The organism is Salinivibrio sp. IB574 (assembly GCF_001996205.1).
In the GTDB taxonomy this organism is placed as follows: Bacteria; Pseudomonadota; Gammaproteobacteria; order Enterobacterales; family Vibrionaceae; genus Salinivibrio; species Salinivibrio proteolyticus.
Genome location: NZ_MUFN01000015.1, coordinates 45091 through 60472 on the forward strand (window position 1 = coordinate 45091; position 15382 = coordinate 60472).

The 15382-nt window shown below is 51.5% G+C and carries 15 protein-coding genes and 1 pseudogene; 4 read left to right on the forward strand and 12 right to left on the reverse strand.

Going from position 1 to position 15382, the window contains the following annotated elements; genetic code table 11:
- Positions 1-4: 4 nt before the first annotated feature.
- The 7 genes and pseudogenes from rodA to leuS all read right to left on the reverse strand — a co-directional run bounded on the left by rodA (position 5) and on the right by leuS (position 8142).
- Complete coding sequence (rodA, locus tag BZJ17_RS09075) at positions 5-1123, reverse strand: rod shape-determining protein RodA (protein ID WP_069587424.1); 1119 nt, start codon at positions 1121-1123, stop codon at positions 5-7.
- Positions 1120-3006, reverse strand: a complete 1887-nt coding sequence (gene mrdA, locus BZJ17_RS09080; protein WP_077640501.1) for a penicillin-binding protein 2 — start codon at positions 3004-3006, stop codon at positions 1120-1122. The genes rodA and mrdA overlap by 4 nt, the downstream gene beginning before the upstream one ends.
- Positions 3007-3012: 6 nt before the next feature.
- Positions 3013-3483, reverse strand: a complete 471-nt coding sequence (gene rlmH / locus BZJ17_RS09085; RefSeq protein WP_069587422.1) for a 23S rRNA (pseudouridine(1915)-N(3))-methyltransferase RlmH — start codon at positions 3481-3483, stop codon at positions 3013-3015.
- A gap of 3 nt (positions 3484-3486) precedes the next feature.
- On the reverse strand, positions 3487-3804 hold the full coding sequence (gene rsfS, locus BZJ17_RS09090; RefSeq protein ID WP_069587421.1) for a ribosome silencing factor: 318 nt from the start codon (positions 3802-3804) through the stop codon (positions 3487-3489).
- Positions 3805-3874: 70 nt separating this feature from the next.
- A complete protein-coding gene (gene holA / locus BZJ17_RS09095) occupies positions 3875-4897 on the reverse strand; it encodes a DNA polymerase III subunit delta (protein WP_077455611.1) in 1023 nt (340 codons plus the stop codon).
- Complete coding sequence (gene lptE, locus BZJ17_RS09100; protein WP_069587420.1) at positions 4897-5520, reverse strand: LPS assembly lipoprotein LptE; 624 nt, start codon at positions 5518-5520, stop codon at positions 4897-4899. The genes holA and lptE overlap by 1 nt, the downstream gene beginning before the upstream one ends.
- A gap of 15 nt (positions 5521-5535) precedes the next feature.
- Positions 5536-8142 (reverse strand): annotated as a pseudogene (gene leuS, locus BZJ17_RS09105) (leucine--tRNA ligase).
- Between the two features lie 107 nt (positions 8143-8249).
- On the opposite strand from leuS, the gene BZJ17_RS09110 reads away from it, so the two are divergent.
- Positions 8250-8735 carry a zinc ribbon-containing protein gene (locus BZJ17_RS09110; RefSeq protein WP_069587418.1) on the forward strand — a complete coding sequence of 162 codons (486 nt, stop codon included), beginning with the start codon at positions 8250-8252 and terminating at the stop codon, positions 8733-8735.
- 54 nt (positions 8736-8789) lie between these two features.
- Here the strand turns inward: BZJ17_RS09110 and BZJ17_RS09115 are convergent, their stop codons facing one another.
- Genes BZJ17_RS09115 through BZJ17_RS09130 form a run of 4 tightly spaced genes read right to left on the reverse strand, consistent with a single transcriptional unit; the run spans position 8790 to position 11716 of the window.
- Complete coding sequence (locus BZJ17_RS09115; RefSeq protein WP_069587482.1) at positions 8790-9197, reverse strand: DUF2069 domain-containing protein; 408 nt, start codon at positions 9195-9197, stop codon at positions 8790-8792.
- 36 nt (positions 9198-9233) lie between these two features.
- Complete coding sequence (wrbA, locus tag BZJ17_RS09120; protein WP_077640502.1) at positions 9234-9824, reverse strand: NAD(P)H:quinone oxidoreductase; 591 nt, start codon at positions 9822-9824, stop codon at positions 9234-9236.
- On the reverse strand, positions 9821-10177 hold the full coding sequence (gene arsC, locus BZJ17_RS09125; RefSeq protein ID WP_077640503.1) for an arsenate reductase (glutaredoxin): 357 nt from the start codon (positions 10175-10177) through the stop codon (positions 9821-9823). Before arsC ends, wrbA begins: the two co-directional genes overlap by 4 nt.
- 24 nt (positions 10178-10201) lie before the next feature.
- On the reverse strand, positions 10202-11716 hold the full coding sequence (locus tag BZJ17_RS09130) for a M48 family metalloprotease (protein WP_077640504.1): 1515 nt from the start codon (positions 11714-11716) through the stop codon (positions 10202-10204).
- A gap of 132 nt (positions 11717-11848) precedes the next feature.
- On the opposite strand from BZJ17_RS09130, the gene BZJ17_RS09135 reads away from it, so the two are divergent.
- From BZJ17_RS09135 to BZJ17_RS09145, 3 genes are all read left to right on the forward strand, one after another.
- Positions 11849-12070, forward strand: a complete 222-nt coding sequence (locus tag BZJ17_RS09135) for a sulfurtransferase TusA family protein (protein WP_077640505.1) — start codon at positions 11849-11851, stop codon at positions 12068-12070.
- Positions 12071-12080: 10 nt separating this feature from the next.
- A complete protein-coding gene (locus BZJ17_RS09140; protein ID WP_069587414.1) occupies positions 12081-13160 on the forward strand; it encodes an AI-2E family transporter in 1080 nt (359 codons plus the stop codon).
- 105 nt (positions 13161-13265) lie between these two features.
- Complete coding sequence (locus tag BZJ17_RS09145; RefSeq protein ID WP_077640506.1) at positions 13266-14702, forward strand: FAD-dependent oxidoreductase; 1437 nt, start codon at positions 13266-13268, stop codon at positions 14700-14702.
- A gap of 81 nt (positions 14703-14783) precedes the next feature.
- On the opposite strand, the gene bcp is transcribed toward BZJ17_RS09145, so the two are convergent.
- Complete coding sequence (bcp, locus tag BZJ17_RS09150) at positions 14784-15254, reverse strand: thioredoxin-dependent thiol peroxidase (protein WP_077640507.1); 471 nt, start codon at positions 15252-15254, stop codon at positions 14784-14786.
- Between the last annotated feature and the right edge of the window lie 128 nt (positions 15255-15382).

Sequence of the window (15382 nt, forward strand, 5' to 3'; positions counted from 1 at the left end):
TTTATTAAGCCCTAGATAGCATTTTTCGATGAGTATGAATGGACATGAGAATGCCAAAACCAGCCATCAAGGTCACCATAGAGGTACCGCCATAGCTGATCAGAGGTAAGGGTACCCCAACCACAGGCAAAATGCCGCTGACCATACCAATATTGACAAAAACATAAACAAAAAAGCTGAGTACGATACTACCGGCCATCATACGGCCGAATGCAGTTTGGGCACGGCTAGCCAACATGAGCCCACGACCGATCAAAAACAGGTATAAGGCGAGCAGGGCGCAAACACCAATTAATCCCCATTCTTCGGCAATGACCGCAAAGATAAAGTCGGTATGGCGCTCAGGGAGAAATTCGAGCTGCGATTGTGTGCCATGCAACCAGCCTTTTCCGGCCAGCCCGCCGGAACCAATTGCAATTTTAGACTGAATAATATGATAGCCCGCCCCCAATGGGTCAGACTCTGGATTAAAGAGCGTGAGCACGCGGGTGCGCTGATAGTCGTGCATTAAGAAAAACCACAGCACAGGAATAAACCCTGCGATAGCAACGACAGCGGCGGTAATCAGCTTCCAACTGATCCCAGCGAGAAAGAGTACGAAGACGCCTGACGCGGCAATAAGAATAGAGGTGCCTAAGTCGGGTTGCTTCGCGATCATAATGGTGGGCATAAACAACAAAAAGAGCGCGATCAGCAAGGTCGTAAACTTCGGCGGGAGCGGATCCTTGCCGATAAAACGGGCCAGCATGAGCGGCACCGCCAGTTTGATTATCTCGGAAGGCTGAAAGGTGACCACGCCAAGGTCAAGCCAACGCTGGGCTCCTTTTGCCGTCTCCCCCACCAATAAGACCGCCGCCAGTAGGGCCACGCCAATCACATATAAATACGGTGACCAAAACTCATAATGACGCGGGGGCACTTGCGCCAGCGCAAACATCACCGACAGGGCTAGCAGCATCCGAACTGCTTGACGCTCCATCATCGCCATACTTTGGCCACTGGCGCTATACATAACCACAAGACCAAAGCCCATCAGTAATAGAATGCCAATGAGCAAGGGCAAGTCGAGGTGCAAGCGTTCGAATAATGAGCGCTTACTGCTTACTTGGGCTAAGGAACTCATTGTTTTGCCTCTTTATTCTCTGCAGCGTCTTTTTCAATCAAAATATGATCAAAAATACGACGGGCAATGGGTGCACCGTTGCTTGACCCGCCTCCGGCGTTTTCTAATACCATAGAAACTGCCACCTTGGGATGTTCAAAGGGAGCAAATCCCATAAACAGCGCATGATCGCGTAAGTGCTCTGCAATCTCGTCGGCGTTGTACTCTTCATCTTCGCCCAGGCCGAACACTTGCGCGGTACCGGACTTCCCGCCAGAGACATACTTTGCGGTGCGGAACGAGCGTCTTGCGGTGCCTTTACGACCGTGATTAACCAATCGCATCCCTTCAAGGGCGACGTCCCAATATTTATCGCTCACCCCTTTTATCGGTGGGTAAGGTTCAGGCGTCGGTTTATGCATGCCTTGTTCATCGCGCGATAGCATCAATAATTTAGGCGCTCTGACTTCGCCGCGGTTCAATACCACGGTCAGTGCCTTGACCATTTGCATTGGGGTTGCGGTCCAATAGCCCTGACCAATGCCGACAGGAATGGTGTCACCTTTGTACCAAGGTTGGCGGTGGCGGCTCATTTTCCACTCTCGGTTAGGCATATTGGCGCTGCTTTCTTCTTGGATATCTATACCTGTGTATTGACCAAAACCAAATTTCTCCATCCAAGACGAAAGTTTATCAATACCCATGTCATAGGCGATTTGGTAAAAGAAGGTATCCACCGACTCTTCAATCGATTGGACAATATTTACACGGCCATGTCCCCATGGACGCCAGTCACGGAAAGGGCGAGTGTTAGAGTTGGGGATCCGCCAATAACCGGGGTCGTTGCGGGTCGTCTTGGTGGTAATAACCCCTTCTTCCAGTGCGGCGACGGCAATAAAGGGCTTTACCGTCGACGCCGGTGGATAGATGCCTAATGTTGCACGGTTAACCAATGGCCGATCTTTGTCATTGAGCAGGGCACTGTATTGGGTGCTGGAAATCCCGTGAACAAAAAGGTTCGGGTCATAGCTGGGGGTCGATACCATGGCTAAAACGCCAGATGTTTTCGGATCGAGCACAACTACAGCGCCACGGCGATCACCTAGGATGCCACGAATATAAAGCTGTAAATCAATATCGAGATTGAGGATCAAATCCTTACCCGGCACGGGTGGCACATATTTTAGGGTGCGGATGATTCGGCCTCGGCTATTCACCTCGACTTCTTGATAGCCCGCTTTACCATGCAACACGGGCTCGTAATATTTTTCTATGCCGAGTTTGCCGATGTCACGCGTCGCTCGATAGTTATTAAGCACATCTTTTTGACGCAGTTTGGCAATATCACGGTCGTTGATTTTTGCAACGTAACCGAGCACATGGGTCAGCGCATCGCCGTAAGGGTAGTGGCGTTTTAGATACGCCTTGATTTCCACCCCAGAAAACTGGTGCTGGTGGGCGGAAAAGATGGCGACCTCTTTATCGGTTAACTGGGTCTTTAGCGGTACCGCGTTAAAGCGACGCGAACGTCTGCGTTCTTTTTGGAAGTTGTCGATATCACTGTCAGACAGAGACAGTAATGACTGTAAGCGCGCCAAGGTGGCGGGCATATCATCGACTTGCTCAGGGGTGATTTCGAGATGATATACCGGACGGTTTTCTGCGAGCAATTTGCCGTTGCGATCATAGATAAGACCGCGGTTGGGCGCGACAGGCACCACTTTAATGCGGTTATCATTTGATCGCGTTTGATAATCTTGGTGCTCAACCACCTGAATGTGGTAGAGGTTGGTCAGCAAGATCCCGACTAAGGCAATAATCCCGACGAAGCAGACAATCGCTCGGCGGACAAACAGCGCCGCTTCGGCGCTATGGTCGCGAATTTGACTTCGTTGGCGCTTCATCCGTGATTATTCTCGATGGTAAGGGTGGTTAGTCGTTAAGCTCCACGCGCGATAAAGGCTCTCAGCCATGACAATACGTACCAGCGGATGGGGCAGTGTCAGTGGCGATAAAGACCAACTTTGTTCCGCAGCAGCCTTACATTCTGGTGCCAATCCCTCTGGCCCGCCAATTAAGATCGCTACGTCACGAGCGTCAAGCTTCCATTTCTCTAACTGTTCAGCCAATTGCGGGGTATCCCATGGTTTACCGGGAATGTCGAGTGTCACGATACGGCTGCCGCGGTTGACCGCGGCTAACATAGCTTCGCCTTCTTTTTGCAGAATGCGGGCAATGTCGGCGTTTTTGCCCCGTTTTCCCGCGGGGATCTCAATCAGCTCTAACGGCATATCTTTGGGAAAACGGCGCTGGTACTCGGCGAAGCCTTGCTCAACCCATTTCGGCATTTTATTGCCGACGGCAATCAACTGAATCTTCATCAATTAGTTCCAGAGCTTTTCCAGTTGATAGAGCTGGCGCTGTTCTTCTTGCATTACATGCACCATCACATCGCCCAAATCGACCACGACCCACTCGCTGTCGTCTTGGCCTTCCATGCCCATCGCGCCGATATTGATAGCTTGGGCTTCGTCACGCACATGCTCTGCAATTGAAGCAACATGGCGACGGGAGTTACCGGTGCACAGCACCATAAAATCGGTAATGGAAGATTTGTCACGGACATCCAGTGTCACAATGTCACTGGCTTTCATATCATCGACCTTATCGGCCACAAACTGTTGTAACTCGGTAGCTTGCAAAAGAGACCTCTATGGTTACCGTTTGGATTACTGGCAAGCGAGTATATCACTCACTTGCCATTTGGACACATTAGCGCGGCTGAGGTTCAGGCGTTTGGCACATGAGTGCGCAAAAATAGTGCAATTCAGGCCAAGGATCGCGGCTGTAATCGGTTTTTAGACCGATTTCGAGCTGAGCCAGTTGCCGCAAAAGCTGAGTCAGACGCGGTCGCGTTAAGCGATTCAGCGCGGCAATCATCATTGGTCGGCGTGTTTGCCAGATCCGCAGTTGGTCGAATATTTTGTTTAATGGTCGCCCTTGTTGGCCTTGCTCATGAATCACATAAAGCTGCTTGAGCTCTTTTTGGATCAATCGTAGCAATAAGGTAGGCTCGTTTCCTTCTGCATAGAGCTGCTCCAAAATACGCTGCGCGCGCTGCGCTTTTCCTTCTAATAACGCATCGGTAAGTTGGAAAGGCGTAAAATGATGATGGCGCGACAGGGCGCTTTCAATGCGAGGGAGCGTTAAGGCGCCGTCAGGATAGAGCAACTGCAGTATGTGCAGGCTTTGCACCAACGCCAGTAAGTTGCCTTCATGCCATTGCGCTAATAACTGCAATGCCGGTTGATCCGGTTTAAGCCCCAGCCCTTGACAGCGCTGCTCGATAAAACGCGGCAGCTGGCGGGCATCGGGTGTGTTACACACCACATAGAGCCCATGCTGAGACAAGGCGGTGAACCACTTGGCAGACTCTTGCTTTTTATTTAAACGCTCGCCTTGCACCAGCAATAAAATATCAGGATTAAGCCATTGCGCGATGTCAGCCAATTGCTTGGCTTGTGTGGTGTTAAGGCCGTTTTCTGGGCAGGTGATTTCGATAATCTGGCGTGAAGAAAACAAACTCAGCGCTTGGCAACAATCAATCACCTCCTGCCAATTGAGCTGAGCATCAATGATAAAGCGATGATGCTCTTCAAACCCTTGCTCTCGAGCGGAGCGACAAATTGCATCGCGTGATTCGAGTTTAAGCAGAGGATCAGAGCCAAACACGAGATAGGTTTGGCGCAGTGGCTGCTTGAGCTGCTGCGCCAATTGTTCTGGATAGGTTCTCATCATTGCGCGGTATCAGTCTCAGTCTGACGCGTTTCAATAATGATTTCTGGCTTGGTTGGACGCTCACCTTGTTCAAGCTGTTCCAACGCTGCTTGTTCAGCCTCACGGCGCTCAAACTCGGCAATATCACCTTTAAGCTGAGAGAGTTGACGCATGATTTGGCGTGTTGCTTCGGTCCGCATCTCCGCAACCAGCTTGTCTTGCTCGACCGATTTAGCCAATGCAGTCAGCGGGTTATCGAGGAAATTACGACTTAGCGTGGTTGAAAAAGTATAACTGCCTTTTTGCGGCACAGTCACCCGGTAGCGAGCGACGTAGCGGAACTCTTTCTCTGCGACACGGCTGTTTTGGTAAAGCGATAGGGTTTGTTCGCTATTGCTTTCGCCAAGCAGGTGAATATTGGTCACTGTATTGGCTGGTGCAACCAATTCAACCTTATGTTGATTGAGTTGATTGCGTAGCTGGCGTGTGAGCTCACCGTAAGGGTCGACGCTGGTTAACGACACTTGCGTGACCTCGTCCGGTAAGTTGTAGCTGTCACGTAAGGCAAACCCGCAAGAGGCGGTGGTCAAAGCGACCACCGCAACAAGCAGGAAGCGAAACACAGGTTTAAACAGGGTCACGCTACTGCTCCTTGTTTAGTTAGCAACAATGTTAACCAGTTTACCTGGTACATAGATGACTTTGCGCACGGTTTTCCCGTCAGTAAACTTAACCACATTTTCATCAGCCATCGCTTGTGCTTCGACCGCATCTTTTTCGGCGTCAGCGGCAACGGTGATTTTGGCACGCAGTTTTCCGTTAACTTGGACGATGATGAGCTTTTCATCTTCAACCATGGCGTCTTGGTCAGCCTGTGGCCATTGGGCGTCATCAATGTGCTGTTCACCCAGCGCTTCCCACAGCGTAAAGCTGATGTGTGGGGTGATTGGGTAGAGCATCACAACAATCGCTTTCAGCGCTTCATCCAGCACGGCTCGGTCTTGCTCGCTCTCTTGTGGTGCTTTCACCAAACGGTTCATCAGCTCCATAATCGCAGCAATCGCAGTGTTGAACGTCTGACGACGACCCATGTCGTCACTCACCTTAGCAATGGTTTTGTGAACGTCACGGCGCAGTGCTTTCTGCTCATTGTTCAGGGCGCTAGCATCGAGTGCTGCGACGGCACCTTTTGCGCTGTGCTCGTAAACCAATTTCCATACGCGACGCAAGAAGCGGTGAGAGCCTTCGACGCCTGACTCTTGCCACTCAAGGGTCATTTCTGCTGGCGCGGCAAACATCATGAACAAGCGTACGGTGTCGGCACCATATTTTTCGACCATCAATTGCGGGTCGATACCATTGTTCTTCGACTTTGACATCTTGGTCATGCCTGTGTGCACGACTTCGCGTCCCTCATTGTCGATAGCTTTGATGATCTTGCCTTTGCTGTCGCGTTCGACGGTCACATCGGTTGGCGAGACCCAAACACGCACGCCTTTATCGTCGTTGTAGTAGAAGGCGTCGGCAAGCACCATGCCTTGGCAAAGTAGCTGCTTAAACGGCTCGTCACTGTCGACCATGTTGTCGTCACGGAGCAGTTTATGGAAGAAGCGTGAGTAAAGCAGGTGTCAATTCCGCCAATGTACTGGTCCACCGGGCATACACGCATGTTCAATTCCGCCAATGTACTGGTCCACCGGCAGCCAGTAGTTCGCGGCTGCTGGGTCGAGCATTTGGTCTGCTTGTGGCGAACAATAACGTGCGTAATACCAAGATGACTCCATGAAGGTATCAAAGGTGTCGGTTTCACGCAGCGCAGGCTTGCCTTGATACTGGGTTTGCGCCCATTGCTTATCGGCTTTGATCGGGCTTTGCACGCCGTCCATAACCACGTCTTCTGGCAAGATGACAGGCAGCTCTTCGCTAGGGACAGGCACCACTTCACCGTCTTCTGTGTTCAGCATTGGGATAGGTGCACCCCAGTAGCGCTGACGAGAAACGCCCCAGTCACGCAGACGGAAGTTAACGGTTTTCTTGCCTTTACCCAGCGATTCAAGCTTGGCGGCAATCGCATTAAAAGCGGCATCAAAGTCTAGGCCGTCAAATTCGCCAGAGTTAAACAGTTTGCCTTTCTCGGTATGCGCTTGTTCGGACAGATCTGGCGCTTGGCCATTTTCGTCAAGGATCACCGGTTCAATATCGAGGCCGTATTTGCTGGCGAACTCAAAGTCGCGCTGGTCGTGTGCTGGCACGGCCATGACGGCGCCTGTACCGTAGTCCATCAAGACAAAGTTGGCGACAAAGATAGGCACACGACGACCGTTTAGAGGGTGTGTCGCGTACAAGCCGGTTGCCATGCCTTTTTTCTCCATGGTTGCAAGCTCGGCTTCAGCAACCTTGGTGTTACGGCACTCTTGTACAAATTCAGCCAACGCTGGATTCTGTTTGGCAGCAGCATCCGCGAGTGGGTGACCAGCGGCAATGCCCACATAGGTGACGCCCATCAGGGTATCAGGACGCGTGGTGTACACATCCAATGCAGGGTGATCGCCTTCTACTTCAAAGGTCAGTTCAACCCCTTCAGAGCGGCCAATCCAGTTGCGTTGCATGGTTTTAACCATTTCTGGCCAACCATCCAATTTATCGATGTCTTGCAACAGCTCTTCTGCATAGTCGGTGATTTTAATAAACCACTGCGGGATTTCTTTTTGCTCAACCGGTGTGTCACAACGCCAGCAGCACCCTTCGTGCACCTGCTCATTGGCCAAAACGGTTTGGTCATTCGGACACCAGTTTACCGACGAGGTTTTCTTGTATACCAACCCTTTGTTGTAAAGTTTGGTGAAGAACTCTTGTTCCCAGCGGTAGTAATCGGGACTACAGGTGGCGACTTCACGGTTCCAATCGTAACCAAAGCCCAGCATTTTCAGCTGGCCTTTCATGTAATCAATGTTTTCGTAGGTCCAAGGTGCCGGTGCGGTTTTGTTTTTAATCGCCGCGCCCTCAGCGGGTAGGCCAAAGGCGTCCCAACCGATAGGCTGCATCACGTTTTTACCTTGCAGGCGCTGGTAGCGTGAAATGACGTCACCGATGGTGTAGTTGCGCACATGTCCCATGTGCAAACGACCACTGGGGTACGGGAACATAGAAAGACAATAAAATTTTTCTTTGTTAGGGTCTTCATGAACCACAAAGGTTTTATTTTCGTCCCAATGGGCTTGAACTTTTTGTTCAATATCTTGCGGGCTATATTGTTCTTGCATCGATGGCTTCCGAGATTCTGTGAGAAAGGTAAAACCTGAAAGAGAAATATCGTCATAGAATAACGAAAGGCAAAGACCGCAACAACACTTGAATCAGGAGCAGGACGATGAATAAAGAGAAAGATCCCCAACAAAGCATCATCGAGCGCGTTAAAGAGGCGCTGGAAAACAGTCCTGAATCCCTTGCGCGCTGGGTGGAGTTGTCGGAGCAATACCTTAAGGCCGCAGCGGATTTAACCAAAGATGAATGGGCATTGATTGAGGCGTACTTCAAACGTGATGTCAGAGCGTTTGGCGCGCAATATGACAAATCACAGGCCGATGAGATAGACAGTGAAGTTTTTAACGACCTGATTGCGGACACCATTTGGGAACAACTGGCGGAGATCACCGACCGAACGCAGCTGGAATGGCGTGAAGTGTTTGATGATTTGCAGCATCAAGGGGTGTACGAAGCCGGGGAGATTGTGGGGTTAGGTATATTGCAATGTGAACAATGCCAGCACCAGACTCGCCATAATCGCGTGGATGTGATTCATCCTTGTGTGAAATGCGGGCATCGCTTTTTTACCCGTCGCGCTTACCCAGCCTAAATCAAAAGCGGGCCGGCAACCCCGGCCCTTGCGTTATCCATGCATCAGGCGGGCTTATTCTTCACCTTTGGCACTTTCAAAGCGTGCTTTTTCTTCTTTCTCAACCTGAGATAGTCGAGGCAATTTAAGTCCTTGCGCTTTTCCCATCCAGCGGGCAAACACAATATTGCTCCAAAATGCACAGCTGACCAGCACAAGCTCGGCGACTGCCAGCCAGCGTTCGCCCTCATCGACATATATCAGGGTCAGGGCATGCAAAAAGTAAAACATTAAAATAAAGTTGGCCCAGGCGTGAGTGAACGCTTTGCCCTTAATCAATCCAGGTAGTGGCAACAGCAAAGGCACCAGCCAACCGATCGTGACCGCCCACGCGTTTAAGTGCGGGTGAGGAGATAGGTAGGCGTGCCAAAGCGCTACCCAAGCGATTAGGCCAAGGTTGCTGGCAAGCGAGAGTTTACGCATCAATGCAAGACGAGGGTCAGTCACTGTGATGTCCTTTTAAGAGCTAGTGGGGTTGAGCGTGCGCGCGAGTGAAGCGAGCCGTTGGCCGAGCGCATTGGCTATTTTTTTCTCATCGGCGAGCAAAGGCGTTTGAGCGTCGCTCACACTCGAGGCTCCATAGGGCGAACCACCGCCTTGAGTGGTGTGCAGTGCGCTTTCACTGTGCGGTACGCCAACAAGAATCATACCGTGATGTAGCAGGGGCACCGTCATGGTGAGCAGGGTGGTTTCTTGTCCACCATGAAGCATAGAGCCGGCCCCAAACACAGCGGCAGGTTTATCGATTAAGGCCCCAGAGAGCCACTCGGCACTGGTACTGTCGATAAAATGCTTGAGTGGTGCGGCCATATTGCCGAAACGCACCGGGCTACCCAAGGCTAGCCCGTCACAGTCGAGCAAGTCTTGGCGAGTCACAAAAGGATCGCTGGCTGAATGGGCCGATATTTTTCCGTCTGTGTAACTCGGCAATTCTGGCACCGTACGTAACACTGCCTCCACGCCCTGAGATTCAATGCCTCGCGCAAGCTGTTGCGCCAGTTTGCGCGTATTGCCTGAGCGGCTGTAGTAAAGCACCAGTACCTTTGTCATGCCAAAAGATCCAGGACATTTTCTGGTGGACGACCAATAACGGCACGCTCAGCTTTAACGGCGATCGGGCGCTCAATGAGTTTAGGGTTGTTGACCATCGCGTCGAGCAGTTGTGCTTCCGTCACGCTCGCATCACCCAGCTGCGCGGTTTTATAGTCTGCTTCCTTGGTACGCATCATGTCGCGGAATGAGGGGATGCCGAGCTTATCTTTCAAGGCGGTCAGCGTGTCGGCTGACGGAGGCGTTTCCAGATACTTAACGATGTTTGGTTGCACGCCATTGGATTCGAGCAGTGCAAGTGTTTCACGGCTTTTGGAACAACGCGGGTTGTGATAAAGCGTAATAGTGGTCACGACAGATATCCTTATTTGAATGAATTAACGATCTTTTAGGGCGTTAAAGCGCGCTTGCTGATGACGAAGCTGATCAAGCCGCGCATCATAGCGTGCTTGTGCAAAGCTTCCCAACTCGACAAGTTGGCTGGCTTGTGTGTAATTACGAATGGCTTTTGACCATTGACCACGCAACGCGTAGCGCTCGCCTTGGGCGGCAAGCTCGCCATCCCGATGCGTACCGGTACTCTCGTACGCTTGTTGTAACAAAAACCAGCCGTTACTGTCATCGGGATATTGATGGGTATAACGCTCGAGCGCAGGAATGGCTTCCTGACCCCGTTGGGCTTTGACGTACGTATAAGCACGGTTCAGGAGTAGGACGCGGTTGTCGGGCTGATTGGCGAGTGCATCATTCAGCCGTGAAAGCGCTTTCTCAAAGTGCTTCTCGCCAATATCAAGATCTGTCATCGCATCGATGAAAAAGCGATTGTTTGGTTGCGCTTGAATAAGGGGGGTTAGCAAAGCGCGTGCTTCATCGAAGCGACGCGCATCAATGTGCAAGAGTGCCACGCCATAGTTGAGGCTTTGTTTTTCCGCCGGTGATGCTTTTTTCAGCTTACGCTCGAACCAATCCATTGCCGATTCGGCGGCGATGCCGCTATAGCGGGCAACGATGCGAGCGCGTGCCAGTTGGTAGTCGGGCGACAGAGGCACACGCTTTTGAGGGTATTGCCGCGCTCGAGCCCGAGAGTCGGTGATACGTGATTCGGGTAACGGGTGAGTGCTGAAATACTCCGGCATCTTACTGGCGTAGCGATATTCATCGGCCAGTCGAGTGAAAAAGCGAGGCATTGCGCTGACATCGAAGTCGGCGCGAGCTAAGGTGTCGATGCCGATCCGATCGGCTTCTTCTTCGTTCCGGCGCGTGTAATTGATACGGCTTTGAATGGTGCCTGCTGTGGCTGCATGGGCAGCGGCAATACCGGCCTCTGGTGCGGCAATGGCGAGCATCAGCGACCCCACCAGTGCGGCCACTGTCAGTGGGGATTTCTTGGCTTGGTCTTCCATGCTGCGGGCTAAGTGACGCTGGGTCACATGGGCGATTTCATGCGCCATGACGGACGCAAGTTCACTCTCAGTATTGGCATGTAAAAACAAGCCAGAATGCATAGCGACATAACCGCCGAAGAACGCGAATGCATTAATCGCTTGGTTATCAATGAGAATAAACTGAAAAGGGGTGCGCACATCATTGGCATTGGCGACAAGACGATGGCCGAGCGCATTCACATACTCAGAAAGCAATGGGTCGCTGATAATGGGTTTACTGGCGCGCAGCATCCGCATATAGGCATCACCAAATTCCTTCTCTTGCGCAATGGTCAGTGTCCCCGCAGCGGCGGTGCCGATATCCGGTAAATCGAATCCATATTGCTCGGTGCTGGCGGTAGCGGGGGCGGTAGCCAAAAGGCCCGCTAACAGATAGGCCAACAAGCGGCGACCCGACCGTTTAGACGGCAGAAAAGAGTGTGAATGGCGCAAAGCACGTAGCGGCATGATAGCGTGAACCTTTCGTTAGCAAACGGAATGTAACCTAGGATACAGACCAATAAAATGCGTGTGGGTTTCGTTGGCGTTCTGTCTAATGTCCATTACAATGCAGGCGATAATACCTACCGGTGAGACAGAATGGAATGTCAAACGCTTGATTTACGTGAGCATGTCTGCCCGATGGCATTACTGCTTGCCAAACGTGCTGCCGCACAGTTAGGGCAGGGTGAGCAGCTTATTATTTTGCTGGGGGATGCCGGCGCGCAACAAGACATTCCGCGCTATTTTGAACAGCAAACCTTTATCATCGAGTGGCTGGATAGGCCACAACAGGCGCGCTTGAAAGTAACCAAAGAATAACGGATCGATTATGTTTGATATGTTAAACCGCTGGTATCGGCGGCGCTTCTCCGACCCACATGCAGTGAGCTTGGTTGCCATCTTGCTGGTTGGCTTTATCACTATCTATTTCTTTGGCAATTTACTGGCGCCGTTACTGGCTGCCATTGTGATTGCTTACTTACTGGATTGGCCCGTTAATCGCTTAACCCGCATTGGTTTGCCGCGCACCTTGTCGGTGATGGTGGTCAGCACTTTGTTCGTGGGCATGACTATGATGGCGGCCTTTGGTTTAGTGCCGACCATTTGGAACCAAGGGGTAAACTTGGTGGCGGATGTGCCCAACATGTTTAATAACGTGCAGGCGCTGATGCTAAGCTTGCCTGAACGCTATCCTGAATTGATCAAGCCTCATATGATCAACACTTTTGTCGATACGCTGCAAAATAACGTGCTACGTATGGGCGAAACCTTGGTGAAAGGATCCCTGTCTTCGCTAGTGAACTTGGTCGCTTTGGCGGTGTATCTCGTGTTAGTGCCGCTGTTGGTATTTTTCCTGCTTAAAGATAAGCAAGAAATGTTGGCCATGTTTAAAGGTTTATTGCCCCGTAATCGACGCTTAGCCTCGCGTGTGGGTCATGAAATGAACCAACAAATCTCCAATTATATTCGTGGCAAGGTCACGGAAATTTTGATCGTAGGCAGCGTGAGCTATGTGACGTTCAGCGTGTTAGGGCTCGAGTATGCGGTACTGCTTAGCGTAGCGACCGGGTTCTCGGTGCTGATCCCCTATATCGGCGCGGCGGTTGTCACCTTACCAATCGCAATCGTGGCGCTGTTTCAGTGGGGACTCACGCCTGAGTTTTGGTACGTCATGATTGCTTATGGCGTGATTCAAGCGCTTGATGGCAATGTATTAGTGCCAGTGCTGTTTTCTGAGGCTGTCAACTTGCATCCCGTTGCCATCATAATAGCCGTACTGGTTTTCGGTGGACTCTGGGGCTTTTGGGGCGTATTTTTTGCTATTCCATTGGCGACCTTGGTGAAGGCGGTTTGGCAGGCGTTGCCTGTGATTGAGCTTGAGGACGATCCGAAACCTGATGCTCAGTGATCCATCTCACGTTCGCCGCTCTAATAAACAAGGTTGAGCGGGGAAGCGCGTGCCTTTTCCGCACCAATTTGGCCCAAAAAAAGCAGTACATAGAAAAGAGTTGGCATGGAACAACATAGGCAACAACAAACACAGGTAAATCGGTTTCGTGTCGCGGTCATTGGTGGCGGTGTCGCGGGAACAACGGCGGCGCTGCGGCTGGCAGAGCGTGGCATCGACACCCAGTTGTTTGAAGCAGGCACTGGGTTAGTGAATGGTCCACCTATTTGCCACTTGCATGCAGGGGGCAACCTCTACCGCGAAATTTCACTCGATCAGTGCTTAACTTTGCTCGAGCAGTCCGTTGCGACAGTGCGCATGTACCCACACTCAGTCAACCGTCGTCCTACGGTTCTGGCTGTTCCTCAGCAAGATAAAGGATCTCTGGATAGTGTGATTGCGCGCCTAGAAACCCTGCAAGCACGCTACGCGCAACTTGTCGAGATGGATAATGCCAACAAGGTAATGGGCGAACCCGAAGAGTATTTTCGACTCTTCCATCAAGCCGATTTAGCCGCGCTAAAACAGCGAGACTATGAAAGCTTAACCGACGCGGCCGAACGCTGGATGTGGCCCGTTGCACAGTCCTTGCGCCTCGATAGCATGAAGTATCCGCTGGTATTGGTACAAGAGTATGGTTTGAGTGTTTTCCGCCTTGCCGCTGAAGCGCAATTCGCCCTTGCCGACGTCTCGCACTGCCAGCTCGCGTTTAATCATAAAGTGATTAACACCCAAGCAAATGGCGCGGGGTGGACAGTCACCTACCAAGATGCACACGGGCAAGTTCAATCAACGGATGTGGATTATCTGATTAATGCGGCGGGTTTTAGAACCGGTACCATTGATGATCAAGCGGGTTTTGCGCGTCGTCGTCTTGTCGAATACAAAGCGGCTTACATTGCCCATTGGCCAAGCAGTACTTGTCAGTGGCCAGAAATCATTGTTCACGGTGAACGCGGTACGCCACAAGGCATGGCGCAGCTGACTCCGTATCCTGATGGCTTCTTCCAGCTCCATGGCATGACCAAAGACATTACTTTGTTCGAAGGGGGCTTAGTCAGTAGCACCCACGACTCGGCACAGCCGGCTGTGGCTGCCGAGTATGTGAAAAACATTGATCAAGGTTGGTCATGGTCACATGCCTGCGAGCGCACCGAGCGGGCAATTGCGCACTTCGCGCAGTGGCTCCCTGATTTTCAGGACGCTGAAGTGGGGGGGAAACCACTATGTGGCGCACAACAGATCCCCGGAGAGGATCCGTCTTTGCGTGCCTCTGATGTGTCGTTCGATGGTGAGCGTTATGCACGTTTAGAGATTGTCAAAGCCTCTTCGGCACTGACTGCTATAAACAAGGTTCTCTCGCACTTTGAAGATGTTGGATGGCTTTCGCCTGACGCAACCTATCCTTTGCCGCGTCCGAGTCACGCGCAGATTGTTGCGACCGCGTGTCAATTAGCGACGGAGCGAGGCTACCCAGAAGGATTAGCCAAACCCGTGGGTTAATGGCGTATTGGCTCCCACAAAAAGAGCATGGCGTTTGCCATGCTCTTTGTCGTTAAGGGAAATGGACGGCGCTAACCGCTATCAGGCTTGCTGTAAGTAGTCCAACACAACTTGGTGATGGTCTTTGGTTTTAAACTTGTTGAACACATGTTCAACATTGCCATCTTTGTCAATCAAAAAGCTGAGGCGATGAATGCCATCGTACTCTTTACCCATGAATTTCTTCGGTCCCCAAACACCAAAAGCATCCGCGACAGCGTGGTCTTCGTCGCTTAACAAGGTGAAATTCAGTGAGTCACGCTCAACAAAGCGCGCCAGTTTTTTTACCGGATCGGGGCTTATCCCCAACACCACGGTGTCCAACGCATCCAGTTCTGCTTTGGTATCACGCAGTGAGCAAGCTTGCGTCGTACAGCCCGGGGTCATGGCTTTTGGGTAAAAGTAAACCAGAACACGCTTGTCGCCTTTGAATTGGCTAAGCGTGACCGTATCGCCATTTTGATCTTGTAGTGAGAAGTCAGGCGCGGTGGCGCCAGCAGTCAAGGTTTGCATGCGAGAGGTTTCCTTTTTGTTGTTCGCGAGTTATTCAACGATGATAGGGACTTGACGAATTTACGCAACCCGCTGATGTGGCGATCACTGTGCGCTGACATCCTTTGACCGGAAATTAACCCCATGTT